The 23,230-nt window shown below is 34.9% G+C and carries 26 protein-coding genes; 9 read left to right on the plus strand and 17 right to left on the minus strand.

Annotated features, from left to right (window positions below; all coding sequences use genetic code 11):
• Window positions 1-236 precede the first annotated feature (236 nt).
• Window positions 237-386 carry an acid-soluble spore protein SspO gene (sspO, locus tag ACZ76X_RS05340; protein ID WP_479849802.1) on the plus strand — a complete coding sequence of 50 codons (150 nt, stop codon included), beginning with the start codon at window positions 237-239 and terminating at the stop codon, window positions 384-386.
• 41 nt (window positions 387-427) lie between these two features.
• Here sspO and pdaB read toward each other — a convergent pair whose 3' ends face one another.
• Window positions 428-1,153 carry a polysaccharide deacetylase family sporulation protein PdaB gene (gene pdaB, locus ACZ76X_RS05345; protein WP_479849876.1) on the minus strand — a complete coding sequence of 242 codons (726 nt, stop codon included), beginning with the start codon at window positions 1,151-1,153 and terminating at the stop codon, window positions 428-430.
• A 45-nt stretch (window positions 1,154-1,198) separates the two neighbouring features.
• Complete coding sequence (locus tag ACZ76X_RS05350) at window positions 1,199-1,462, minus strand: hypothetical protein (protein ID WP_001146293.1); 264 nt, start codon at window positions 1,460-1,462, stop codon at window positions 1,199-1,201.
• A gap of 121 nt (window positions 1,463-1,583) precedes the next feature.
• Here ACZ76X_RS05350 and ACZ76X_RS05355 point away from each other — a divergent pair, with 121 nt between their 5' ends.
• Window positions 1,584-1,706, plus strand: coding sequence for a small acid-soluble spore protein P (locus tag ACZ76X_RS05355; protein ID WP_000042141.1), 123 nt, complete (start codon window positions 1,584-1,586; stop codon window positions 1,704-1,706).
• A gap of 124 nt (window positions 1,707-1,830) precedes the next feature.
• A complete protein-coding gene (locus tag ACZ76X_RS05360) occupies window positions 1,831-2,217 on the plus strand; it encodes an Hsp20/alpha crystallin family protein (RefSeq protein ID WP_142337733.1) in 387 nt (128 codons plus the stop codon).
• A gap of 43 nt (window positions 2,218-2,260) precedes the next feature.
• Here ACZ76X_RS05360 and ACZ76X_RS05365 read toward each other — a convergent pair whose 3' ends face one another.
• Both ACZ76X_RS05365 and ACZ76X_RS05370 read right to left on the minus strand, forming a co-directional pair.
• Window positions 2,261-3,499 (minus strand): MDR family MFS transporter, encoded by a 1,239-nt coding sequence (locus ACZ76X_RS05365; protein ID WP_479849803.1) that lies wholly within the window; start codon window positions 3,497-3,499, stop codon window positions 2,261-2,263.
• Window positions 3,500-3,567: 68 nt separating this feature from the next.
• Window positions 3,568-3,975, minus strand: coding sequence for a hypothetical protein (locus ACZ76X_RS05370; RefSeq protein ID WP_166704008.1), 408 nt, complete (start codon window positions 3,973-3,975; stop codon window positions 3,568-3,570).
• Window positions 3,976-4,112: 137 nt separating this feature from the next.
• Here ACZ76X_RS05370 and ACZ76X_RS05375 point away from each other — a divergent pair, with 137 nt between their 5' ends.
• Window positions 4,113-5,315: an alanyl-tRNA editing protein gene (locus ACZ76X_RS05375; protein WP_479849804.1), complete on the plus strand. Its 1,203-nt coding sequence runs from the start codon at window positions 4,113-4,115 to the stop codon at window positions 5,313-5,315.
• A gap of 123 nt (window positions 5,316-5,438) precedes the next feature.
• Window positions 5,439-6,020: a DUF6434 domain-containing protein gene (locus ACZ76X_RS05380; RefSeq protein WP_479849805.1), complete on the plus strand. Its 582-nt coding sequence runs from the start codon at window positions 5,439-5,441 to the stop codon at window positions 6,018-6,020.
• Window positions 6,021-6,027: 7 nt separating this feature from the next.
• Here the strand turns inward: ACZ76X_RS05380 and ACZ76X_RS05385 are convergent, their stop codons facing one another.
• The 5 genes from ACZ76X_RS05385 to ACZ76X_RS05405 form a co-directional block, all read right to left on the minus strand.
• Complete coding sequence (locus ACZ76X_RS05385) at window positions 6,028-7,119, minus strand: acetyl-CoA C-acyltransferase (protein ID WP_479849806.1); 1,092 nt, start codon at window positions 7,117-7,119, stop codon at window positions 6,028-6,030.
• Window positions 7,112-8,575: an acyl-CoA synthetase gene (locus ACZ76X_RS05390; protein ID WP_479849807.1), complete on the minus strand. Its 1,464-nt coding sequence runs from the start codon at window positions 8,573-8,575 to the stop codon at window positions 7,112-7,114. The genes ACZ76X_RS05385 and ACZ76X_RS05390 overlap by 8 nt, the downstream gene beginning before the upstream one ends.
• A gap of 66 nt (window positions 8,576-8,641) precedes the next feature.
• Window positions 8,642-9,217, minus strand: a complete 576-nt coding sequence (locus ACZ76X_RS05395; RefSeq protein WP_479849808.1) for a biotin transporter BioY — start codon at window positions 9,215-9,217, stop codon at window positions 8,642-8,644.
• A gap of 123 nt (window positions 9,218-9,340) precedes the next feature.
• Complete coding sequence (locus ACZ76X_RS05400; protein WP_479849809.1) at window positions 9,341-10,954, minus strand: long-chain fatty acid--CoA ligase; 1,614 nt, start codon at window positions 10,952-10,954, stop codon at window positions 9,341-9,343.
• Between the two features lie 332 nt (window positions 10,955-11,286).
• Window positions 11,287-11,490 (minus strand): hypothetical protein, encoded by a 204-nt coding sequence (locus tag ACZ76X_RS05405; protein WP_479849810.1) that lies wholly within the window; start codon window positions 11,488-11,490, stop codon window positions 11,287-11,289.
• 152 nt (window positions 11,491-11,642) lie between these two features.
• Between ACZ76X_RS05405 and ACZ76X_RS05410 the strand changes: the two genes are divergently transcribed.
• Both ACZ76X_RS05410 and ACZ76X_RS05415 read left to right on the plus strand, forming a co-directional pair.
• Window positions 11,643-12,455, plus strand: a complete 813-nt coding sequence (locus ACZ76X_RS05410; protein WP_479849811.1) for a GNAT family N-acetyltransferase — start codon at window positions 11,643-11,645, stop codon at window positions 12,453-12,455.
• 171 nt (window positions 12,456-12,626) lie between these two features.
• Complete coding sequence (locus ACZ76X_RS05415; RefSeq protein ID WP_000160409.1) at window positions 12,627-12,839, plus strand: CsbD family protein; 213 nt, start codon at window positions 12,627-12,629, stop codon at window positions 12,837-12,839.
• Between the two features lie 106 nt (window positions 12,840-12,945).
• Here the strand turns inward: ACZ76X_RS05415 and ACZ76X_RS05420 are convergent, their stop codons facing one another.
• The 4 genes from ACZ76X_RS05420 to ACZ76X_RS05435 all read right to left on the minus strand — a co-directional run bounded on the left by ACZ76X_RS05420 (window position 12,946) and on the right by ACZ76X_RS05435 (window position 16,393).
• Complete coding sequence (locus ACZ76X_RS05420) at window positions 12,946-14,415, minus strand: DUF4822 domain-containing protein (RefSeq protein ID WP_479849812.1); 1,470 nt, start codon at window positions 14,413-14,415, stop codon at window positions 12,946-12,948.
• Window positions 14,416-14,836: 421 nt separating this feature from the next.
• Complete coding sequence (locus tag ACZ76X_RS05425; protein WP_001994665.1) at window positions 14,837-15,088, minus strand: DUF2164 domain-containing protein; 252 nt, start codon at window positions 15,086-15,088, stop codon at window positions 14,837-14,839.
• 11 nt (window positions 15,089-15,099) lie between these two features.
• A complete protein-coding gene (locus tag ACZ76X_RS05430; RefSeq protein WP_144488125.1) occupies window positions 15,100-15,558 on the minus strand; it encodes a peptidoglycan recognition protein family protein in 459 nt (152 codons plus the stop codon).
• 13 nt (window positions 15,559-15,571) lie between these two features.
• Window positions 15,572-16,393: a protein phosphatase 2C domain-containing protein gene (locus tag ACZ76X_RS05435; RefSeq protein WP_479849813.1), complete on the minus strand. Its 822-nt coding sequence runs from the start codon at window positions 16,391-16,393 to the stop codon at window positions 15,572-15,574.
• Window positions 16,394-16,519: 126 nt separating this feature from the next.
• On the opposite strand from ACZ76X_RS05435, the gene ACZ76X_RS05440 reads away from it, so the two are divergent.
• The gene (locus ACZ76X_RS05440) at window positions 16,520-17,329 is read left to right on the plus strand and encodes a YitT family protein (RefSeq protein ID WP_000251333.1); all 810 of its coding nucleotides are present in this window, start codon (window positions 16,520-16,522) and stop codon (window positions 17,327-17,329) included.
• 20 nt (window positions 17,330-17,349) lie between these two features.
• Here ACZ76X_RS05440 and ACZ76X_RS05445 read toward each other — a convergent pair whose 3' ends face one another.
• Window positions 17,350-17,721: a VOC family protein gene (locus ACZ76X_RS05445; protein ID WP_479849814.1), complete on the minus strand. Its 372-nt coding sequence runs from the start codon at window positions 17,719-17,721 to the stop codon at window positions 17,350-17,352.
• 236 nt (window positions 17,722-17,957) lie between these two features.
• Here ACZ76X_RS05445 and ACZ76X_RS05450 point away from each other — a divergent pair, with 236 nt between their 5' ends.
• Window positions 17,958-19,490, plus strand: a complete 1,533-nt coding sequence (locus ACZ76X_RS05450; protein ID WP_479849815.1) for a BA3702 family sensor histidine kinase — start codon at window positions 17,958-17,960, stop codon at window positions 19,488-19,490.
• 44 nt (window positions 19,491-19,534) lie between these two features.
• Here the strand turns inward: ACZ76X_RS05450 and ACZ76X_RS05455 are convergent, their stop codons facing one another.
• The 3 genes from ACZ76X_RS05455 to putP form a co-directional block, all read right to left on the minus strand.
• A complete protein-coding gene (locus ACZ76X_RS05455) occupies window positions 19,535-20,143 on the minus strand; it encodes an alpha/beta hydrolase (RefSeq protein WP_098670034.1) in 609 nt (202 codons plus the stop codon).
• 24 nt (window positions 20,144-20,167) lie between these two features.
• Entirely contained in the window at window positions 20,168-21,106 is a 939-nt protein-coding gene (locus tag ACZ76X_RS05460; protein ID WP_479849816.1) for a ring-cleaving dioxygenase, read from the minus strand.
• A gap of 488 nt (window positions 21,107-21,594) precedes the next feature.
• Window positions 21,595-23,073 carry a sodium/proline symporter PutP gene (gene putP, locus ACZ76X_RS05465; RefSeq protein ID WP_142337605.1) on the minus strand — a complete coding sequence of 493 codons (1,479 nt, stop codon included), beginning with the start codon at window positions 23,071-23,073 and terminating at the stop codon, window positions 21,595-21,597.
• Window positions 23,074-23,230: the final 157 nt, after the last annotated feature.

Consider the following 23,230-nt stretch of genomic DNA (forward strand, 5'->3'; position numbering starts at 1 on the left):
ACTTTTCAATACCTTACGATAATATCTTATTACAACTTTCTAAATAAGTAAATAATAAGAAACTTATAGATTATCATAAGTTTTCTTTATGTTTCTAAATTTGAATAGTGTTCATGTTCCTTATGAATACTATTACCATAAAGTAAAGTGCTCTATTAGCGCTTTCTTTACAGTTCATACATACTATGAACTGCTCATCATGCAACTTACAAAAAAAGTTATAGAGGTGAAATAAAATGGGTAAAAGAAAAGCAAATCATACTATTTCAGGAATGAATGTGGCATCTGCCCAAGGACAAGGTGCTGGTTATAACGAAGAGTTTGCAAATGAAAACTTAACTGCTGCAGAACGACAAAATAATAAGAAACGCAAAAAGAACCAGTAACGAAAAATCCCAAAAGGAACATTCACCTTTTGGGATTTTTTCTAATGTTTATAACGTAACAATTCCGAAACCGTTACAAATCGATAGCCCTGCTTTTTCAATTCAGGTAAAATTTTTGCTAGCGCTGCTACTGTTTGACTACGATCATTTCCTCCATCATGTAACAATACGATATCGCCACTTTTAGCATGTTTCACTACATGATTTACGATAGATTCTACCCCTGGATTTGCCCAATCACGTGGGTCTTGATGCCACGACCATAGAACAGTTTGATAACCTGCTTCTTTCGCTGTTTTAAATACAGTATCGTTAATATATCCGCCAGGAGGACGGAATAGTAAAGGTTCTTTCACCCATTTTTCGAAAAATTTCTTTCCATCTAAAATATCATTTTCTAATTTTTCATCTGATGAACTATTCGCATATAAATGATTCATCGTATGATTTCCAATTTCATGTCCCTCTTTTAACACTTGTTTTACTAAATATGGATTACGCTGTACTCGAAATCCAATCATAAAAAATGTTGCTTCTGCTTTATATTGACGTAATAAATGTAAAACTTGCGGTGTATAAGTTGGATCTGGGCCATCATCAAATGTAATGGCAATAATCTTTTCATTATTAGGTACTTCCCACGTTACATAGCCAGTTGGTTCTAGCTCTTTTCTGAGCAACATTTTCGCTTCCACTTTTTCAACTTGAAATATATGTACTGCGCATAATAAAGAAAAAACGAATAGAAAAATTTTCTGTTTTCGCATAATGTTTATTAAAGTAAGAGATTGTCGAATACACAACAACCTCATTTACTTTTCTAATTGATCTACATGTTGCATAATATTTTGGAGATTATTTTCGTATTGCTCAAGTTGTGGGCGTTGTGTTTCCGAAGCTACTTCTAACGCATTTTGAATCTGTTCATACGCCTCCTGAACCTCTTGGCGTAACTCTTTTAAATCATGACCGTAGTTTGGATCATTTTTCACAATGTTGTTATATGCATGTTCTGCTTGTGTAACTCCTTGCTGCGCTGCTTGAAAAGCTTGCTGCTTATCTTTATGATATGGCATTATATAATCCCCTTTCCATAATAGTTAGTCCCAATTATCTTTACCTTTTTTTCTAAAAACATTCTCGTATAAATTTGCAAACTTCTCTCATTCTAAAAAGAAAGAGGAGGTGTCACATACAATGAGCAAAAACAATCGTGAAGCAAAAGAAAAAAAGGGACAACCTGAACCATTAAGCGGATCTCATAAAGTAAAAAACCGTAACCATTCACGCCAAAAACATCATGCACATCATGATATGTAAAACAAAAGGTTCACACTAGCTGCCTTTACCACATACAATGTTTATATTTTTCCATTTATTCTTCACCCCTACTTCATTCATGCATAACATAGTATGAATTGAGATTTTACGGAGGGTGTCTTACATGGGCAAGAAAAAGAAGGATTGTCTTTTTCATGTTGATGGTTTCGAAGAATGGATGGATCAATTTTGTTCTGATTCTTGTAGTAACTTTAGTTTCCCAAATCAAATTCATATTGACCTTTGCGAAACTGAACAAGAATACATTTTGGAAACAGATGTACCAAATGTATCCGAACAAAATGTAGTCATTGAAAAGATGAAGACAGGCCTAAATATTTGCATACTTCATAATAATAGTTCTTTACAGCGGATCATTCCTTTACCCGCTACTATTATTTATAAGAAGATGCTAGCCTGCTTAGAGAATGGATATTTAGCCATTCATATTTCCAAAAATGAAGTTGCTAATAAACATGAAGAAAAAGTTCTTTTTCAAATTGAGAAGTAAAATAAATACAAAAATAAGCCCCAGCCGTCTGCTGGGGCTTATTTTATTTCGCATGTAGTTCTAAATTACAATTTCTATCATCCCTTTTTTTCAATAAACCTTTTGTAACTAAAAGTACAGGAAATGCTACAGTTGAAAATATAGCTAGCGCTAAAAAGACAATAAATCCATTTTGGTACCCGTAGTAATCGAGAAGTACTCCCCCGGACCATGGACCAATTACTGCTCCAATTCCTGAAAATCCCATTGCTCCAAAATATGTGCCTTTTAAATGCGAAACAGCTATATCATCTATAAATACGTCCGTCATTGAAAACATGAGAACTTCTCCAATTGTAAAAATAATTGTGCACATAGCAGCACCTAGCATAGATTCTACTATTCCAAATCCAAACAATCCTCCGCTCACAAATAAAGTTCCCAACATTATGGATACTAACGGTGTATACTTTTTACAAATTTGAATAACAGGGTATTGAATTACGACTACAACAATCGCATTTAAAGCTAGCATATATGAAAATAATTTCACTCCATCCTGAAATATATGTGCATTTGCAAAATATTGAGATACTGTCGTCGTTAAATGAGAAAAACCACAATTACTCAAAATAATACCAACCAACGCAACTAAAAAAACGACATCCTTTCGCAAAATGCGAATTGCATTTAACATCGTGACAGGCTTTTCTGTAGTTACTTTCTTTTTTTCAATCGGATACTTCTTAAATTGGAACGCTAGTATAGCTGTATATAGAATGTATACTCCAGCTGCTACTAAAAAAGGAATTGTAGATTTCGCGCTTCCAATCTGTAACCCGACAAGTGGACCAATCGCCACTCCAACATTGATTGCACCGTAACGCAAATTATATACGAGTAAACGATACTCTGGTTTCGTTAAATCTGACAATAATGCTCTTGACGTCGGCTCAAAAAAAGACCTACATAATCCATTCAAAGCATTTAATAAAAAGAAACTTAAAACATGGTCTGCAAGTGAAAAACCTATGAATACAAAGACCCAAACGATCATGGACCATATTATAATCATATTTCGCCCGAATCGATCCGATAAATTCCCTCCGATAAAACTAGCAAACACTCCAACAAGTGCACTCGTTCCGATAACAGCACCCGTCATTCCAGCTGATACGCCTTTCACAGTCGTTAAATAAATTGCTAAAAAAGGAATACTCATTGACGTGGCAAACCTCGCAAATAAAGTCCCTATTATAATTGTCATTCCTAACGGATGAATATTTTGTAACTTCCCCTTCATCTAAAAAACCTACTCTCCCTGTTCTTACATGAAAAAAGAAAGCAAAGGATCTGCTTTCTTTTCCCTTTTTATACTTGCGCTGTTGATACCCGCGCTGTTCTCGTTATATCCATATCTATGCCATATGTAAACTGTAATTCTTTACAAACATCTTTAATTAAAATTGTGACATTATACTTCTCATTAAATTGTAAAACAATGTTTTCTACTTCTTCATATGTATACTTATATTCCCCTGTAATGACACTTTTTAGATCAAAGCATTCATTTATACAAAGTTGTACAAGCAACTGGTCATATTTCTCTATTACATCTTCTTTCTTCCACAGTACCTCTTTTACATATAACCGATCAAACTTCACACTTTCTCGATTACAGTCCGTTAAAATCCGGGTCATTTCATTTAATTCTCGATACAATTCAGAAATATTTTTACTTAAACTAAGCAGTTTATCTACGCCGTTTTCATATAACATATTCATTCCACCCCCGCATTTTCTTTTTCTTATTATAGCAAGAAAATTCTAAAAAAAACTTCTTTCTTCTGAAATATTAGGAAACTAATTTCGATTGCTTTACAATAAAACTAGTGAACACGAAAGGGGAAAGAAAATTGGAGCAAAAATTATATTACACTGACGCTTATAAGCAAGACTTTACTACTAAAATTATAAAGCAAGATTATGATAAAGACGGTAACTTATACGTTGTTTTAAACGAAACAGCATTTTATCCGACAGGTGGCGGGCAGCCCCATGATACTGGAACTTTAAATGGCATTGCAGTAATCGATGTTGAAGAAGTCGATGAAGAAATCCGCCACTTCATTACAGAACAATTACATACAGAAGAAGTTGAAGGTAAAATCAATTGGGAGCGCCGTTTTGATCATATGCAACAACATGCAGCTCAACACATTTTATCTGCTGCTTTTTGGGATCATTTTAACGTACCTACGATTGGATTCCATCTTGGTAAAGAGACGGTAACAATTGATTTAGAAACAGAAAATCTGCATGCAGAAACAGTTGAAAAAGCAGTAAAAATTGCAAACAAAATTGTTTTTGAAAACCATCCAATCCGCATCCAGTGGATGAACTTAGAAGAAGCGAAAACATTGCCGCTTCGTAAAGAACAGACTATGACAGAAAATATACGCGTTGTTATGATCGAAAACTTTGATTATAACGGCTGTGGCGGAACACACCCGAAACATACAGGTGAAGTAGGTCCTATTCAAGTATTAGGATGGGAACGTAATAAAGGTGGCATACGATTAACATTTATCGCTGGCTGGCGCACACTTAAAGTAATGGGGCAACAGCAACAAATTATAAAGGATGTTTCTAAACAATTAAACAGTAGCGAGATTGATATTCCAGCAAAAGTAGCACAACTTCTTACTTCTCAAAAAGAAAACGAAAAAGCAATACAAACAATGAATGAAAAATTATTATATGAAGAAGCAAACGAACTACTGCAACAGCCTGCCGAAATACATGCTGGTATACTTATTTCTCAATTATTTACAAATCGTTCTATGCAAGAAATCGCAAAACTTTCTGCTATTATTACAGAACAACAAGAGCATGCCATTACATATTTCGTTATTCAAAATGAGGACAAACTACAATGCATCCTCGCTTGCGGAAAATCAGTCACTCTCGATATGAATGCTCTTTTAAAAGAGGCACTTCCTACAATTGATGGAAAAGGTGGCGGAAATAAAAAAAGTGCGCGCGGCGGTGGGAAAGCGGTTATGACCGGAGAAGAGTTTTTAAATCAACTTGTTTCTTCTTTACAGTCAGCGGTGTAAAAGATTTTTGCGAAGGATAGCTAATAGCTATCCTTCAACTATATTTACAAATTAATCCTTCCACAAAAAGAACATACGTTTTATAATTAAAGAAAATTATGGAAGAAAGAAGTTGTTACATTTATGCGTCCACCTTTAACAAAGTCTATATCACTTGAAGATTTCCAAAACTATTATTGGTTAAAAGCAGAACTGCAAACATTTTGTCGTGAGCATGGGTTACCAGCCAGTGGCTCTAAGATTGAAATAGCCGAGCGTATCACACATTATTTAACTACTGGTAAAATATTAAAAAACATTTCTGAGCAAAAAGTGAATAAAGCCTCCCTATCCTATAAAGATCTTTCACTTCAAACTGTTATTACTAACAATCACCGCTGTAGCGAAGATGTTCGTGCTTTTTTCAAAGAAAAAATCGGAGTAAACTTCCGCTTTACAGTAGCTCTTCAAATTTTTTTTAAAGAGAATGTTGGAAAAACATATGAAGACGCGATAACGTTTTGGTATGAAGAGAACGAACGAAAAAAAGATCCTACTTATAAAACAACTATTAGCGCGCAGTTTGAATACAATCGCTTTACTCGCGACTTTTTCGAAGATCCAAATAATAAAGGAAAATCAAAAGCTGATGCTATCGCTGCTTGGAATGAAATAAAAGCAAAACCTGGTAGCAACGCCTATGTTCCTCAAAAAGTAGAAAACTAGTTCTTTTCTAGTCTTCTACTTTTTCAAATAATAGCGCTAACCCTATTCCACCACCAATTCCTAACGTCGCAATCCCATATTTCATACGCTCTCGTTTCGCCTGATAAAACAAACGTGTTACAAGCATAGCACCAGATGCACCGTACGGGTGACCGAGCGCAATTGCCCCACCATTTACATTTAATTTTTCGAAAGGAATTTGTAACTCTTTTGCACAAGCAACAACTTTTGAAGCAAATGCTTCATTTATTTCAAAATAATCGAGGTCCTCTACTTCCATATTCATTTCGTTTAATAATTTGTTCACCGCAAATATCGGACCAGTCCCCGGAAGGTTTGGATCCACTCCAACTACAGCACTACGAACGAAACGAAGTACAGGCTTATATCCTAATTTTCGGGCTTGTCCCTCTTCCATTACAAGAACGGCACATGCCCCATCATTTACACCGCACGAATTACCTGCCGTTACTGTACCATTTTGTAAAAATGCAGGCTTTGTTCTTTTAATCAGTCTTTTATACTTCATTTCTCGTTTTATAGCTTCGTCAAAAGATCCATTAAAAGAAAGTATTTCATCTTGTAAATATCCATTTTCTAATGCTTGCAATGTCCGTTTATAACTAAGACAAGCATATTCGTCTTGCATTTCTCGCGTTATATTATAACGCTCTGCAACATATTCAGCTGCCACTCCCATATTAGGATCACCAATTGTTTCTGGTGAAAATCGCGCTCTATGTTGAAAAGGTGATGTACTTGTACTCTCTACTCCTCCTGCAATATAACAATTACCAGCCCCGCCTTGAATGAAATGACATGCGGTGCGAATCGCTTCCAAACCAGCACCACATTGCCGGTCAATCGTTACACCAGGAATATGATAGCCAAGTCCTGCTTCTAAAGCAGATAATCTCGCAACATTCCCCCCTGGTCCAACAACATTACCTAATATGACATCGTCTATTTCTCTCTCAATTCCTTTACTTAAAAACGTAAGAAGTGGCGTTACTAATTGCTGAACTTCATAATTTTTCAACATCCCATTCTTCTTACCAATAGGTGTCCTTTTCGCTTCTACAATAACCGCTCTATTCATATATTTTCTCCCGATTTTCAATCATATTTCTTGCTGCAATACGAGCTATTTTACCGCTGTCTGTATACGGTATTGCATCTACAAAATGCCATTTTTCCGGTATTTTAAACGAGGATAACCGTTGTAAGCAAAAACTTTTTAATTGTTGCTTCGTAGCACTTCCTTTTACGATGGCGACAGGTTTTTCACCCCAATAACTATCTTTCACACCAACTACAACTATTTCATCAACGGCTGGATGTTCATGCAATACACTTTCTACTTCTTCTGGGAAAATATTAATTCCTCCAAATAAAATCATATTCTTCTCTCTACCGACAATATAAATAAAGCCTTCTTCATCTTCATACCCTACATCTCGTACTGTCATCCAGCCATCCGTACTCATCTCTGGAACTAAAATCCCATTTAATATGTATCCCATAAAAAACTGATTACTTTTCACATAAACAGTTCCTATCTCACCTTTCTGTACTTCTTCTCCTGCTTCATTACATATTCGAACTTGCACATTATGACAAGGCTTCCCTACAGAATTGGGCCTTTTCTCGCTCTCTTCATCAACTAGTGCTGTTACAAAACTTAGTTCCGATGCACCGTAAAATTCATATTTTTGCGCATAAGGAAATATACTTTTTATTTTCTCTTTCGCTTCAGCTTCCCATTTCGCTCCTGACGAAATAATTTTTATTCCATTTCCTATTACTCTTTTTTCTTTATATAAAGATTCAAGCATTGTCGGAACTGTATACATGACCGGAATATGTTCCATTTCTAACTTATCCAGCACTTGATTTGGAATAAACTTTCTCATAATATGCACCGTTTGTCCTATATGTAATGCACTTATTGCACCGTATAAAAAAAGAGAATGAACGAGCGTCCCAGCTATTAAAATAGAATCTTCTTTTTTCATATGAAAGTCATGTATATTGCAATCAAAACTATGAACCCACGATTGTTGTGCACGTAAAAATGCTTTTGCCTTCCCAGTCGATCCTGATGTAAATCCCATATAAAAAGGAGCATTTTGTACATTTTCTACAGGATAATATGTAGGCAGGTCGTTCTCTATCATTCTTTTCCACTCATCAATTTCTATTACTCTTTTTTCTTCACCCGGTAGATCATTTACCTTATATCGCTCTGTCACAATCACATCTGGATTACTGATTGCAATTCTTTCTTTGAGCTCATCCTGTTTCCACTTTATATCTAATGGCACACAAACCCATCCGGTCATAGCAGCACCAGCAAATAGTTGTAAAAACTCGATACGATTTTCTAATACAATTGCTATCGTTTTATTCTTCGATTCTTTTTTATTCAACCAGTTTGCAACTTTACACACTGCCTCAAACCACTCTTTATATGTTAAAACTCGATTATTTTCCTTTATTGCTATTTTATTCGGTTGTAAAAAGGCATGTTTTTTATATTCTTTTGTAATTCCCATATGATTTGTCCCTTTCTCTACAAAATAATAAAAAGAAACACGCAATGAACGTGTTTCTTTTCTTTCTTATCCCGCATTTGTATATTTCCCGCCCTTTAGAGCAGGCGTAATTATATGTTTCAATGAACGATGTAATTTCGTTACGAGAATCGCTGCTATAATCGCTTTTATGCAATCACCTGGTAAAAACACAGCACTCACTTTCATCGTCTCCCATACGGAAACACCCATTAAGAAAGCTTGTACAGTAATGCCAAATATATAAACTACAAAAATACCACCAATTATATTAATACATAATACCTTTAGTATAGAAATTTCACGTAAGCGCTCAATTAAATAACCAATGACAAACGCTCCAACGATATAACCAAGTAAATACCCTGCACTTGGTCCAACAAATACACCAAGGCCACCGCGTCCACCAGCAAGCAATGGTGCTCCAACTCCTACAATAAGTAAGAAAATAAGCTGACTTAACGCACCAAGACGTGAGCCTAACAATCCACCAGCAAGCATAACACCGAGTGATTGTAATGTAATTGGAACTGGTGTAATAGCAAGAGCAATCGGAGGTATTAATCCTAACACTCCCATAATAGAACTAAATAAAGCGACGAAAACTAAATTTTTTATATTCATATTTGCTTCTCCTATTTGTAAACTTAAAATAACTTTTAGATAACATATTATAGGAGTTATATTATCTTTCTATCTGGCGTTTGTCAACTTGTTTTAATCATAAGTTTACAAATATAAATTCTATTATTTCTCGTTATGCAAATGCTCAAGTTCTTTCCGAAGTGCTTGTTTTAAAAACTTTCCAACAGATGTTTTCGGTATTTCTTCCATAAATACAATATCGTCTGGTAACCACCACTTCGCAAACTGTGGTTTTAAAAACTCATATATTTCTTCTTTTGTAACCATACTATTTTTCTTTTGAACGATGCATGCAACTGGGCGCTCTTGCCACTGCGGATGAGGAACGGCAACGACAGCTGCTTCAAATATAGCATCATGTGCCATTAAAGCATTTTCAAGGTCAACTGAAGAAATCCACTCGCCTCCGCTTTTAATGACATCTTTCGTACGGTCAACAATTTTCACGCAGCCTTCCTCGTCCACTGTGACAACATCACCAGTATATAACCATCCATCGCGAAACCCTTCAACAGTACGTTCATCGTTATAATAGCTTTCAGCAATCCACGGCGCTCGTAAACATAGTTCTCCCATTTCCGTACCATCCCACTTCACTTCACCATTTGTACCGACTACTTTCATCTCTACACCAGGGACAAGATACCCTTGTTTTGATCTAATTTCTAATTGCTCTTCATATGATAATTCTGTTTCATAACTTTTTAAACGTGCAAGTGTTACGAGTGGGCTTGTTTCGGTCATACCATATGCATGGATGAACGGAACATTGTGTTTCTGTTCAAATGCTTTAATAACACTTTTCGGTGCAGCTGCACCACCGCATAGTATTCTCGTCATACTAGATAAATCGTAACTATTATTTTCTAATTCTTGTAATACACCGAGCCAAATTGTTGGCACACCAGCAGCTAACGTCACTTTTTCAGAATGAATCATTTCTAATAAAATTTTTGGCGTAAACATCGGTCCTGGAAGAACTTGTTTTGATCCAAACCAAGTAGCAGCGAAAGGAAGTCCCCAAGCATTCACATGGAACATCGGTACAATTGCCATTGCCGCATCACTTTCCGATAAAGCAGCTGTATCCGCTAAACCGAGTGCCATGCAATGCAGTACAGTACTACGATGCGTATATACAACACCTTTTGGATTTCCTGTAGTCGCTGACGTATAACACATACCAGCAGGTGTATTTTCATCAATATCTTTTACAAATTGGAAAGTTGGATCGCCTTCTTCTAATAGCTTTTCATAATGATATACAGGTTCTAGCGTAGTATTGGGAAGTTCATCTTTATCAGTCATAATAATGTAGGCTTGTACAGTTGATAATTGTGATTGAATATTTTCAACGAGTGGTACGAGATCTTCATCTATAAGTAGAATTCGATCTTCTGCGTGCTGAATAATGTATGAAATATGTTGAGGAGATAAACGAATATTAATTGTGTGTAAAACGGAAGCAATACCAGGAATAGCAAAATATGCTTCCACATGTCGATGATGATTCCACGCTAACGTTCCTATACGCTCGCCTTCTTTAACTCCTAATTTTTTTAACGAACTGGAAAGCCTTCTCGTCCTTTCACCTAACTGCTTATACGTTAACGTCGTAACTGTATCATGTGTCCGTGAAACAATTTCTTTCTTTGAAAACAGCTTTTCTGCTCTTTCCATCATAGAACTAATTGTTAGCGGTACATTCATCATCATATTGGTTATATCCCCCTTTAAAGCGTTTTTATTTTTTGTTTATTATAACAGACTTCTACAAATAACCACTATTTTTTTCTGTATTTTCTGAATTATTTCTTTGGAAATAATTCAGAACGAGAAAAAAGCATGTTTTGAATACGTTGATTCGGAACATGTTCTTTACTTTTTATAAACTATCTACCTTTTTCCTTACGTTCTTTTAACATTTTTGTATGCCATATAGCGACAGTATATGGTATATGTTGTCATCTCTTTATATAAAGTATATTCATATATACATGTAAGATGTTGCCCCTATTAACTTCCTTAATAAAACCACTTCTCAATAATCATAAAGGCTTCTGCTTAAACTTTTCATAATGTCGTACTTTTAATAAAAGGACATTTCCGCAATCTGTACAAATATAAGCATCTACTGGTGAAGATGTGAACATCGTCTCTTTTTTCCGTATTTGTGCATAACCGACAAACTCACCTTCTCCTATATTTTTAGAACCACAATTAGAGCATGTCTGCACGTCTTTCTGTTTCATGAGAGCACCACCTTTAATCTGTTTCTACTCCCTTCGACAGTTCACTTCCATTTCCCTTCCAAAAAACCTGTTATTCTCTTACATTTCAACAGGAATCTCAGAACAAACATCGTATAAGTACTATAAAGTATATTTATTGACGGAGGAATTGTATGAGTACGATTATGACGCTTAATACAGCTCAAGAAATTGAAAACGCAGAAATACATATGCTCTCTTCTAGATTAGCGCTACTGCAAGTAATAAGCGGAAATCCAATGCAAATACAAATGAAAAAGTTCGGGAGTGCCACTGCTTTTTCATCAAAAGTAATTGCTGGTCCGGCTTTTAATACGGTAAAAGGTATTACATTTACAAATACAGATAAGGTAGATGAAATTATCTCTTATTATCAATCACTACAAATCCCTTGTCGTTTTGAAATTACACCCGCTCAAGGTACAGCTGAACTATTTCATTACTTATCTGAAAAAGGTTTTTATCAATCTAGCTTCCATACTGCTTTATATAGTATACCGAGAGAAGATTCATCCCTTCTTCCTTCTAACATTTCAGTACGCCAACTAAGAGAAAATGAATTTCATATTTTTGCAGACATATATGTACGTGGATTTAACATGCCATCCTTTACAAAAGATGGAGTTCGCCAAAATAACGAAATTCTTTACGATAAACCAGGATGGCATTTTTTCATAGCAGAAATTCAAAATACTCCTGCCGGCATTGGTGTCTTGTATATAAATAATGGGATTGCTTCATTGGCTGCTTCTGCTACTTTGCCACAATTTCAGCGTAAAGGCTGTCATACTGCATTAATTCAAAAACGAATTGAGACAGCTATTGAATCCAATTGTCATTTAATAGTTGGACAAGCAAGGTTCGGTAGCAGCAGTCAAAACAATATGGAACGTGCCCATATGAAAATTGCCTATACGAAATCAATATGGACTGCAAAAGACATATAATTAACATTCCTTCTCCTTGCATTACAATCTTATACATTCTATGACAATTCTTTTTCTATACCATTAATCATTTGAATATTCAAACTATATTTGTTACGCTATTACTAGATACATCATTCAACTTGCAATATGAAAAGAGAATTCTCATCAAACCACAAGGAGGAGAAATGTATGACTAAACATGATCATGGTTTAAAAGAAAAAGTAGAAGGTGCTATTGATAAAGTAAAAGGCGAAGTAAAAGAAGTTGTCGGGAAAGTAACTGACAATAAAAAATTACAGGCTGAAGGAAAATGGGATAAAGTAAAAGGCACTGCTAAAGATACGGTTGGTAATGTGAAAGAAAAAGTACATGAATACAAAGAGCATAAAGAAAATAAATAAATAAATAAAAAAGAACGAAGATGTATGATTGTTTGCCCATAAAATCATTTTAAAACGACAAAAAGATGCCTGAAGGCATCTTTTTGATAAACAACTCTTTTACATCTTACTTTGTGAAATTTGGTTTTAGGCCACCTGTATACGGTTCGTGCTCAACAAAGATTTTTATATCTTTTCCATTCGCATCTTTCCCTAGTCTTGTATACGTAAATTTCTCTTTATTTAGCTCAGTAAGTTCAAGGACAGCACCATATTTATTATTTCCTAACGAAACGTGAGCCCTTATTTTATTACCATGTACAACATCAAAGAAACCATAGTCTCCACGACTTCCTCCTGTATTCACATTGAAAAACTCGTATTTATTTGTATTTTTATCGTATTTTGCTAAACTAATAAAGTTTGAGTTGTATTTTGTTACATTATTACCTTGTTCGTCTAATACTGCCGTTCCATTCCATAATGTACTAGATAAAATTTCATCTCCATCAACGTCCGTAACTATTTTCCCTGTCGAGCTTTCTAAACTTTTATCAGGTCGCGTGAAAGAAAGTTCTTTTTCATGATAAGGAACATGTTCAACAAACACTTCTACATCGTTTCCTTTTGCATCTTTCCCCATTCTTTTATATGTAAATTTCTCCTTATCTAATTGCGTTAATTCAACAACTGCTTGATAATTTTGCGTTTCAGAAATTAACACTCTGTTCTTCCCATCGTTCGTTATAAAAAAGGTACCGCTATCATTACGACTCTCTCCTGTATTTGCATGAAAGAATTCATACCTTGCAGTTTTAGCATCATATTTTGCAAGCCCGATGAAATTTTGATTTTCTTTCGTTACATCATTATGATCTTTGTCATAGACTTTTGTCCCTTGCCAATTTGTTTCACCAAGTATACTAGCCAATATTTGCCCTTTCGTTTGTTTAGTTTCTCGTATTGCATTGTATAAAAATTGAGCGTATTGTTCACGTGTCACATCCATACTTGGAGCAAATTTCCCTTCTCCTACTCCTTTTGCAATATTATTTGTTTGAACAGCACTAATTGCATTTCTTGCCCATGAGTTCGTTGAAACGTCAGTAAAAGTGTGATCACTCTTTGCTTTTAAATGAAAAGCATTTGTAAGAACCTGCGCCATTTCTGCGCGTGTTAACGATGCCTTTGGTCTAAAGTTTCCATGCTCATCCCCCTTAAAAACCCCCATTTCTGTTAACGATAAAATTTCCTTTATATAGCTTGTTGAATCTTCACTTACGTCACCGTATGGATTTTGGTAATTTTTGTTTTCTTCCATATTAAAATAACGATACATTAAAGCTGCAACCTGTTCGCGTGTTACGTTATCTCCAAAACCAAATCTTCCATCATCATAGCCAAAAATGATTTTCTCACCTGTTAATTGCTGAATCGCCTCATATGCCCAGTGCCCCTTTGGAACATCTTTGAATACACCAGTATGATTCGTGTTTGGTGTAACCGCTTCTGCTTTCACCTCTTCATTCGTTTCACTTAATAAACTTCCACCTAAAACTGCTGATATGATACATGTTTTTAAAATTGTTTTATTCATAGTTTCCCAATCCCTTCATTTAACAAAGAATTACACCACTTATCTTCCAAAATAAGATTCTATGTGAGCAATTCATGTTTTAAATTTTGATTACAGCTAATCGCTTACACCTCCAAGTTTTTTTCGTAATATCCATAGCTGTTGTATATAGAAATTATAAATAGCAACTATAAATTGCCCATAAATAAATTATTAAAAAAAGATAAAATTAACATAATATATTTTTAATCTCAATCTAAAAAAACGTTATTCTTTCTCATCTAGCTTGTTAAGAAAGAATAACGTTTTTTAAATTATAGGATACCTTTTGGTAAAAAAGAAAAAGTTTATTTTATATGTTCAAAAACAATTCCATAGTCCTTTCCAAATAAAATATCGGAAAGAAGCCGTGGCAAATACTTACTTTATAATTAGGAAAATTTTACTTCCCTTCATTCTTCTCTAATACATATAAATCTTCTTCAATATTAGATAATTTCTCTGTTACAAGCTTTCTAGCATCTCCAATTGCTTGATTGTATGCAAATGGTCCTACTAATTTAATCATTTCTTCTATTAAACGCTCTGCTTGGAAGCGCCCAATTTCATCTAAATCTTCTTCAACGAAAAATTGCTGAATTTGTGCTACTAGCTCTTCTTTTTTATCATTTGGTATTTTTATATTCATCATCATTTATTACTCCTCTATATGTAAGATAGTACGTTTCTTAACTCTACCATAGAAAAACGCTTTCCAGGACAACTTTTTGTAACGCCTTCTAGCTCCCTGTGACCGAGTATATTTTCTTTCTTTATAGCAAACTGTTTCATAAACATTTTACATAAAGAATATAATGCATTCATTTGTGCGGTAGTTGGATCATATTTATCAAAATTACCCGTCATACATATCCCAATTGTATCTCTATTATTATCTTTCGCATGTGCTCCAATATGTAAACCTCGTCCTTCGATTACAGTTCCATCTTCTTCAATAAAATAATTGTAACCGATTCCGCTCCATCCTCTTACTTTTTGATGAAATTCATGTGTTTTATACACATCCCATCCATCTTCGGATGTATGATGGATAATCAGTTTATTCACTTTTTCTAAAGGAACTAATTCATCTTGAAATGTTAAATTAACACATTTAATTTCCATTTGAACATCTCCCTTAAAAATCAATGATCATAATTGTTTTATCGTCTGGTCGTATTTTCTTTTCCCCTTCTAGCTCTTCAATAATTGCTACATATTCATTTATACTATTCTTTCTTATATATGCAACAGTTTGTTCGAGTGGCCAATCTGGGTGGAATAATCCGTCTGAACAAATAAAAATCCCACTCACTTCATCTATATGTAATTCCCCATGCTGCAAATAATGAATCGCTTCTTTCATTCCATTCGCAACGGAATACCCACCCTTCACATTTGCAAGATAACGATTATATTTTAACTGTTCTCGCACATCTTGAAAAACATGTTCTTCTGGTACAGATAATCCCTTTTTACGATCTTCTTCTCTTTTCTTTTTGGCTCTTTTACTAATTCCTTCAACCGTGTCTTTCGTTAATACTTGCATCGTTCCATTTTGAAGTATTGCGACAATCATACAGTCCCCTAACTGTACATATTCAATTTTCTCCCCATCTATTTGCACTGCCGCAATACATGTGCACCACAAATGCTCTTTTTTTCTCGTGTCTACTTCATATTCTAACATTTTTCTTTGCAATGCTTCATTTGCTTTTGCAACTGCAACTGGTAAACTATGATTTTCACGTAATGAAGCAAAATAACTTGCAAATAAATGCGAAGCGATGTATGCTCCATTATGTCCCTTTTCATCACGAAACGGGACGAGCGGTGTTGCACCGTCGCATACACCATACATCTTTTTTTCTTCATTACAAAAATAAGAATCCTCACATTCTTGCTTCAACGGGCTTTTCTGTTGATATGTTTTTATCTTCACAACTGTATCCCCTTTCAAATAATAAAATACTCAAATTCTTTTGATTAATCAAATTTCCCGAAATAAACTGTTTTTACCCAAAACTTTCAATATCATATATAATCTTGAAATAATATGAATTTTTTAGTGAAGGACGGGAAAGAGATGGTCAGATTTCTTGGTGTTATTATTGGTTCTATTATTATTGCGATTGCCTTTAATCTTTTCCTTATCCCCCACAAAATTTTAAGTAGTGGAATTGGCGGAATTGCTATTATTTTAGGGATTGTAACTCCTGTAAACACAGGTATTATTAATTTTGTATTAAACTTACCTATCCTTATTTTAGGATACATAGGTCTTGGAAAAAAAGTCATTTTCAACACAATTATCTCTGTTATTGTATTATCTGTTGCATTATACTATGTTCCAGTGAAAGTCGTCGCAACAGATCCGCTTTTATCATCTATCTTTGGTGGTGTCATTGCCGGAGCTGGTATCGGTCTTGTTTTTAACTGTAATGGATCAACTGGTGGATTTGATATTATCGGTATGTTGTTGTCTCGCAAAAGAGATATTAAACTTGGCGGATTCCTTATTGTTTTAAATGCAGTCGTTGTAATCATTGCAGGATTCTTCTTCACTTGGGATGTCGCTCTTACAAGCTTACTTTCAATTTATGTAACTGGTAAAGTTATCGATGCCATTCATACGAAACATCGAAAGGTTACACTTATGATTGTAACAAATGAAGCAGAAAAAATGAAAAAACAACTTCTTTCAACTGTTGTACGTGGAATTACATTACTTGATGGCGAAGGTGCTTATTCTAGCGAAAAGAAACGTGTACTTATGACAGTCGTTTCTCGTGAAGAATTAGCAAGCATGAAATTAACAATTTCTGAAATTGACCCTCATGCATTCGTTAACATTACCGAAACGGTTGAAGTATTAGGATTGTTTAGAAAAGGTTAAAAAACTAGGTGGATTTCAACCTAGTTTTTATTTTCCATAAATTCAATTCGATTTCCGAACGGATCTGATACGTAAAATCTAATTACATCTGGACGTGCATGGTCATCTATTACTTCAATACCTCGCTTTATTAACTCTTGTTTAAATTCATCAATTTTTAAAACATAAAAAGCCGGATGTGCTTTTTTTGCTGGATTGAAATTTTGCTCAACTCCGATATGAATCTCTTGATTTCCACACTTAAACCAACATCCACCACGCTTCTTTAATTCCTCTGGCTTCGGGATTTCCTCCATACCTATTGTTTCACCATAAAACGCTCGCGCTTCTTCTTCACACCCTACAGGCGCAGCTACTTGTACATGATCAATCCCTTGAATATAATTTCTCATTTTCTCTCCCCCTCTTCTACCCTAATGTTATACAGAAAACCCACTTTTGTAACTTACAAAAGGTTTATAAAACAATATAAGCTCCCCTTATTACCACCTGGCACTCACTTTGCAAAAAATAAAGAAAACAAAATTTATTATATAACTTCCATTTTTTATAGAAATACACGTTACATCTATATTATAGTTATGAATAGACAAATCTTTTTAGATGCTATTTGTACGGAGGAACTATTATGAGTCGTAAAAAATATTCATCAACTCAAAGAAAACGTCATCCGAACATTTCTAGACGTTTGCGAAACCATATACAAGATCGTTCATTAACAGAAATGTACGCATCTCTGTTCAAACATAATCCTGATAGTATTATTTCATTAAATTTGGAGGGCATTATTTTACATATAAATCCTTCTGCCGAAAAAATATTAGGTTATACTTCTTTAGAATTAGAACAGAAAAATATTACCTCTATTTTAGAAGCCCATATTTCTGAGCAAGTATTACAAAATATAAAGAATACGGAAGCGGATAATCAACAAGAATATATTTTATCTATTTATCATAAAAATGGATTCTTATTAGACGTCGTAACAAAACTAGTTCCTATTTTTGTCCAAAATCGTCTAACTGGCGTATATGCCATTATGAAACCTCTTGAAAAATCAGAAAGAATTGAGAATATGCTAAAAGAAAGTGAGAAGAGATTACGTACATTAGTGGACTCCATGCCTGCGTTTGTTATATTTAAGGATCATGAAGGACGCTGGCTTGAAGCAAATGACTATGCACTTTCTTGTTTCAATTTCCACCATGTACCTTATCACGGAAAAAAAGATAGTGAACTCATTCAATATAACGAAGCCTACCGAGAAGCTTTTTTACATTGTGAAGAAGTGGACGAACTAGCATGGCAACAAAGACAAATTCTTCATGGTGAAGAATTCATTATTCATAGAGATGATTCCGACCTAATCTTAAGTATATCGAAAGTTCCACTTTATCATCCTGACGGCTCGCGAAAAGGTCTTATCGTAATGGGAAGAGACGTTACCGAGCTAAAAGAAACGGAAAAGTTATTACGAAAATCAGAAAAGCTCGCAGTAGTCGGACAACTGACAGCTGGAATCGCCCATGAAATTCGAAATCCACTCACTTCTCTAAAAGGTTTTCTAACATTGCTACTCCCTGAAATCAACGAGGAGCAAAAATGGTATATCGATGTTATGTTAAGTGAGATTTCACAGATGGAATCTATCACTAGTCAATTTATGGCGATGTCTAAACCACAAGTATTATCTATCCAAACTTGTAACATACAAGCTTTAATTGAAGAGGTCGTTACATTTATTTTACCAACTGCTGTTATGCATAGTGTTCATATTATTATGGATCATTTTGATTACAAACATGATATTCAATGCGATGGTAACCAATTAAAACAAGTTTTTATAAATATATTAAAAAATGCGATAGAAGCGATGCCAAATGGCGGAAATATTTACATCCAAACAAAACCATTAGATGATACCTTTATTTTAATACGGATTATTGACGAAGGTTGCGGTATCCCAGAAGATCGTATCTCTCGTCTAGGCGAACCATTTTACAGTTTAAAAGAAAAGGGAACAGGACTAGGATTAATGATGTGTTACAAAATAATTGAGGAACATCATGGTAAATTACACATTGCAAGCGAATTAAATAAAGGTACGATCGTTGACATTCAATTACCGCTTTCTTCATCTCATCTTGCAATTCAGTCGTAAATAATAAAAGAAGCATCTGCTAATTGTTAGCAGATGCTTCTTTTTTAAAATGCTTTGTCATACCATTCTTTTGCTTTTTCTACTTCACTCATAGTTAATTGATGCCCTCTATTTTCCCAATGCATTGTTACATTAGCGTTTGCATCTTCTAATAGTACCTGTAATTCCTCTGACTCTCCTGATGAACAAATCGGGTCATTTGTCCCAGCAGCAATAAACACGGATTTTCCTGCTAAATTAGGCAATTGTGTTCCTCTTCTAGGCACCATTGGGTGATGAAGCATAGCGCCTTTTAATGCATTTTCGTAATGGAATAATAGGCTTGCAGCAATGTTTGCTCCATTTGAATAACCGATAGCTACAATGTTATTTCTATCAAATTCATATGTTTTTGCAGCTTCATCTAAAAACTCATTTAATTCTTTCGTACGAAAAATTAAATCTTCTTCATCAAAAATGCCTTCTGCCAATCTACGGAAGAAACGTGGCATGCCATTTTCTAATACATTACCTCTAACACTTAATACAGATGCTTCTAGGTCAATTATTTCTGCAAGTGGTAATAAATCTAATTCATTACCTCCTGTACCATGAAGTAATAACAGCACTGGTTTTGACGTATCTTTTCCTTTTTGAAAAACATGTTTCATCATAATCCTTTTCCCCTTTCAATCACTTTAATCTAAATGTCTCACTTCAAATGGTAGAAGTGTTTGTTCAATTTGTTTTCTATGTGATTCATATTGCTCCGGTAACTTTAATTCCTCACCCATCGTCTCTAACGATTCGTCATGAGCGAAACCAGGAGGGTCTGTTGCAATTTCAAATAAGATTTCCCCGTGTTCTCTAAAATAAATTGCGTTAAAATAATTTCGATCTTGTACAGGTGTTACGTGATATCCAAAACGAGTCACATGCTCTTTCCAGTCTAGTTGATCATCATCGTCAGTCGCTCTCCAAGCAATATGATGAACTGTACCAACACCCATTTGACCACGCCCGATTGTTGACAGCCTCAAGTCGATAACATTCCCAATATCAGCAGAAGAACGGAATCGAACGAATTCACCTTCTTCTCCAATTTTCTCAAGACCCATAACATGCTCTAATAGTTCAGCAGTTTTTTGAGGTTGTGCAGATAAAAGAACAGCACCGCCAAATCCTTTAATTGCTACTTCTGGCGTAACTTCTCCAAAAGTCCAATTATTTAATTCGCCCTCTTCTCTTTCTACTAATTCTATATGCAAACCATGTGGATCATCAAATTCTAAATACTGCTCTCCAAATCGAGTCATTTTTATATACGCAACATCGAATTTTTCTAATCTATGTTCCCAAAACTCCATTGCACCTTTTGGTACGACATAAGACGTAATGCCTACTTGACCATCCCCAATAATGCCTTGACGAGCACCAGCCCATGGGAAAAACGTAATAATTGTTCCTGGTTTTCCTCCTTCATTCCCAAAATAAAGATGGTACGTGCCTGGATCATCAAAATTCACAGTTTGTTTTACTAAACGTAACCCTAATACACCAGCATAAAAATCTACATTTTCTTGTGGATGCCCTACGATTGCTGTAATATGATGGATCCCCATTGTTTTCTTTTCCATTTCGTTCACTCCTTTTTAGTCCCTTATAAAAGTTTTTATACAATAAAATTCATTATTCATTTTGTCCATACTGCAAAGTAAAATCCACTATTATTATTTTATCTCGAATTCAAGATATCAATTATAAAATTATACATCCATATCTAGTTCATCGAAATTATCTCGAATTCAAGATAATTTCCAAAAAAATATTTACTCCATCTGAAATCTTTATTCGTAACACAAATTATCTTGAATTTAAACTTATTATAAGTTACTTACTTTTAGTTGTCAACAAGTTCCTTATTTTCATTTTAAATAAAGTGAAACTTTAATCAGTGAGGGTTTTCTTCATCCTCCACTGATTATTAGCCCTCACCAATCGGACTTTTATGTGCAGCCCGGCCCCACCTAAATTCTTTACTTTCGCTGAATTTTGAGGTGGGGATCTTACTGCCCATTAAAGTGGGATAAAAAGAGAGTAAACGCCAGTTTACTCTCTTCGCTAATTACTTCGTTTCCTCTTCGAGCACTGCTTCCATCTCATTAAATTCACGATGAATTGCTTTCACTGGTTCTTTCGTTACTAAACTTACAATAATAACAGCTAATAAGCTACAGAAGAATCCAGGCACCATTTCATACATAGTCGCTTTTAAACTTGGAATTTGTACCCAAGTAATTACAACTACTGCACCTACAATCATCCCTGCAAGAACGCCCCATTTGTTCGTTCTCTTCCAATATAAACTTAATAAAATTGCTGGTCCGAATGCTGAACCGAATCCTGCCCAAGCATAACCGACAAGTGTTAAAATTGTATCACTTGGATGATAAGCTAAAACAACTGCGATCATAGCTACTACTAATACTGACAGTCTACCGATAAATACAAGTTCTTTATCATTTGCGTTACGACGGAAAAATGTTTTATAGAAATCTTCCGTTACAGCACTTGAAATAACGAGTAATTGCGAGGAAATACTACTCATAATCGAAGCCAAAATAGCTGATAGTAAAAACCCAGTGATGTACGGGTGGAATAAAATATTTGAGAATGTTACGAAGACCATTTCTGGGTCTTGTAATGTCGCATTATTTTTAGCGTAATAAGCAATACCAATTAGTCCAGTAAGCATTGCACCTATAATTGAAATCGTCATCCAACCGATACCGATTCTACGAGAAGTTTTTAAATCTTTGATAGAAGTAATTGCCATAAAGCGGACAATAATATGCGGTTGACCAAAATACCCGAGACCCCATGCTAAAAATGAAATAATACCAAGAATTGTAGTCCCTTTAAACATATCTAAACGCGATGCATCAACTTGCTTAATTGTATTGAATGTTTCTGTTACACCGCCCACATCTGTAAAAGCAACAATTGGTACTAATACAAGAGCAATAAACATAATACACCCTTGCACAAAGTCGGTCCAACTTACTGCTAAAAAGCCACCGAATAGTGTATAAGCAACTACGACACCGACAGTTACAAATAAACCAACTTTATAATCTAGGTTGAAAGAGTTCTCAAACAAACGTCCACCTGATACTAAACCAGCCGACGCATAAAATGTGAAAAATACTAAAATGACGATAGCGGAGACAAAACGAAGTATTTTTGTACGATCTTTAAAACGATTCTCTAAAAAGTCTGGAATCGTAATTGAATCATTTGCCACTTCTGTATACGTTCGCAAACGCGGGGCAAGAATTAAATAGTTTGCATAAGCACCTATTAATAAACCTATCGCAATCCATACACTCGATAATCCTGTTGCATACATCGCACCAGGTAATCCCATTAGCATCCAACCACTCATGTCAGAAGCACCAGCTGATAAAGCTGTAACTGCTGGACCGAGTCCCCTTCCGCCTAACATATAATCTGATAAATCGGATGTCTTCTTATAAGACCAATAACCGATATACAACATACCTGCCATATAAATAGCAAGCGAAACCATAATCTCAATCTTCACCAAATCTCTCCCTTAGTTACATAAGCCATTCAAAATTTCGAAAAATGACTTTTTCTATTTTCTTGTTTTCGCTTATGGTTCCCTACCTTACCAAACATTTTTTGTTCTTTCAAGTGAACAAACCCTTTTCACTACATGTGAAAACCGCTATAAACGC

The sequence above is a fragment of the Bacillus sp. BC05(2025) genome (genome assembly GCF_056725905.1).

Coding starts and splice junctions, on each gene's coding strand:
- sspO (WP_479849802.1), top strand. CDS start 237: ATGGGTAAAAGAAAAGCAAATCATACTATTTCAGGAATGAATGTGGCA.
- pdaB (WP_479849876.1), bottom strand. CDS start 1,153: ATGCGAAAACAGAAAATTTTTCTATTCGTTTTTTCTTTATTATGCGCA.
- ACZ76X_RS05350 (WP_001146293.1), bottom strand. CDS start 1,462: ATGCCATATCATAAAGATAAGCAGCAAGCTTTTCAAGCAGCGCAGCAA.
- ACZ76X_RS05355 (WP_000042141.1), top strand. CDS start 1,584: ATGAGCAAAAACAATCGTGAAGCAAAAGAAAAAAAGGGACAACCTGAA.
- ACZ76X_RS05360 (WP_142337733.1), top strand. CDS start 1,831: ATGGGCAAGAAAAAGAAGGATTGTCTTTTTCATGTTGATGGTTTCGAA.
- ACZ76X_RS05365 (WP_479849803.1), bottom strand. CDS start 3,499: ATGAAGGGGAAGTTACAAAATATTCATCCGTTAGGAATGACAATTATA.
- ACZ76X_RS05370 (WP_166704008.1), bottom strand. CDS start 3,975: ATGTTATATGAAAACGGCGTAGATAAACTGCTTAGTTTAAGTAAAAAT.
- ACZ76X_RS05380 (WP_479849805.1), top strand. CDS start 5,439: ATGCGTCCACCTTTAACAAAGTCTATATCACTTGAAGATTTCCAAAAC.
- ACZ76X_RS05385 (WP_479849806.1), bottom strand. CDS start 7,119: ATGAATAGAGCGGTTATTGTAGAAGCGAAAAGGACACCTATTGGTAAG.
- ACZ76X_RS05390 (WP_479849807.1), bottom strand. CDS start 8,575: ATGGGAATTACAAAAGAATATAAAAAACATGCCTTTTTACAACCGAAT.
- ACZ76X_RS05395 (WP_479849808.1), bottom strand. CDS start 9,217: ATGAATATAAAAAATTTAGTTTTCGTCGCTTTATTTAGTTCTATTATG.
- ACZ76X_RS05400 (WP_479849809.1), bottom strand. CDS start 10,954: ATGATGATGAATGTACCGCTAACAATTAGTTCTATGATGGAAAGAGCA.
- ACZ76X_RS05405 (WP_479849810.1), bottom strand. CDS start 11,490: ATGAAACAGAAAGACGTGCAGACATGCTCTAATTGTGGTTCTAAAAAT.
- ACZ76X_RS05410 (WP_479849811.1), top strand. CDS start 11,643: ATGAGTACGATTATGACGCTTAATACAGCTCAAGAAATTGAAAACGCA.
- ACZ76X_RS05415 (WP_000160409.1), top strand. CDS start 12,627: ATGACTAAACATGATCATGGTTTAAAAGAAAAAGTAGAAGGTGCTATT.
- ACZ76X_RS05420 (WP_479849812.1), bottom strand. CDS start 14,415: ATGAATAAAACAATTTTAAAAACATGTATCATATCAGCAGTTTTAGGT.
- ACZ76X_RS05425 (WP_001994665.1), bottom strand. CDS start 15,088: ATGATGATGAATATAAAAATACCAAATGATAAAAAAGAAGAGCTAGTA.
- ACZ76X_RS05430 (WP_144488125.1), bottom strand. CDS start 15,558: ATGGAAATTAAATGTGTTAATTTAACATTTCAAGATGAATTAGTTCCT.
- ACZ76X_RS05440 (WP_000251333.1), top strand. CDS start 16,520: ATGGTCAGATTTCTTGGTGTTATTATTGGTTCTATTATTATTGCGATT.
- ACZ76X_RS05445 (WP_479849814.1), bottom strand. CDS start 17,721: ATGAGAAATTATATTCAAGGGATTGATCATGTACAAGTAGCTGCGCCT.
- ACZ76X_RS05450 (WP_479849815.1), top strand. CDS start 17,958: ATGAGTCGTAAAAAATATTCATCAACTCAAAGAAAACGTCATCCGAAC.
- ACZ76X_RS05455 (WP_098670034.1), bottom strand. CDS start 20,143: ATGATGAAACATGTTTTTCAAAAAGGAAAAGATACGTCAAAACCAGTG.
- ACZ76X_RS05460 (WP_479849816.1), bottom strand. CDS start 21,106: ATGGAAAAGAAAACAATGGGGATCCATCATATTACAGCAATCGTAGGG.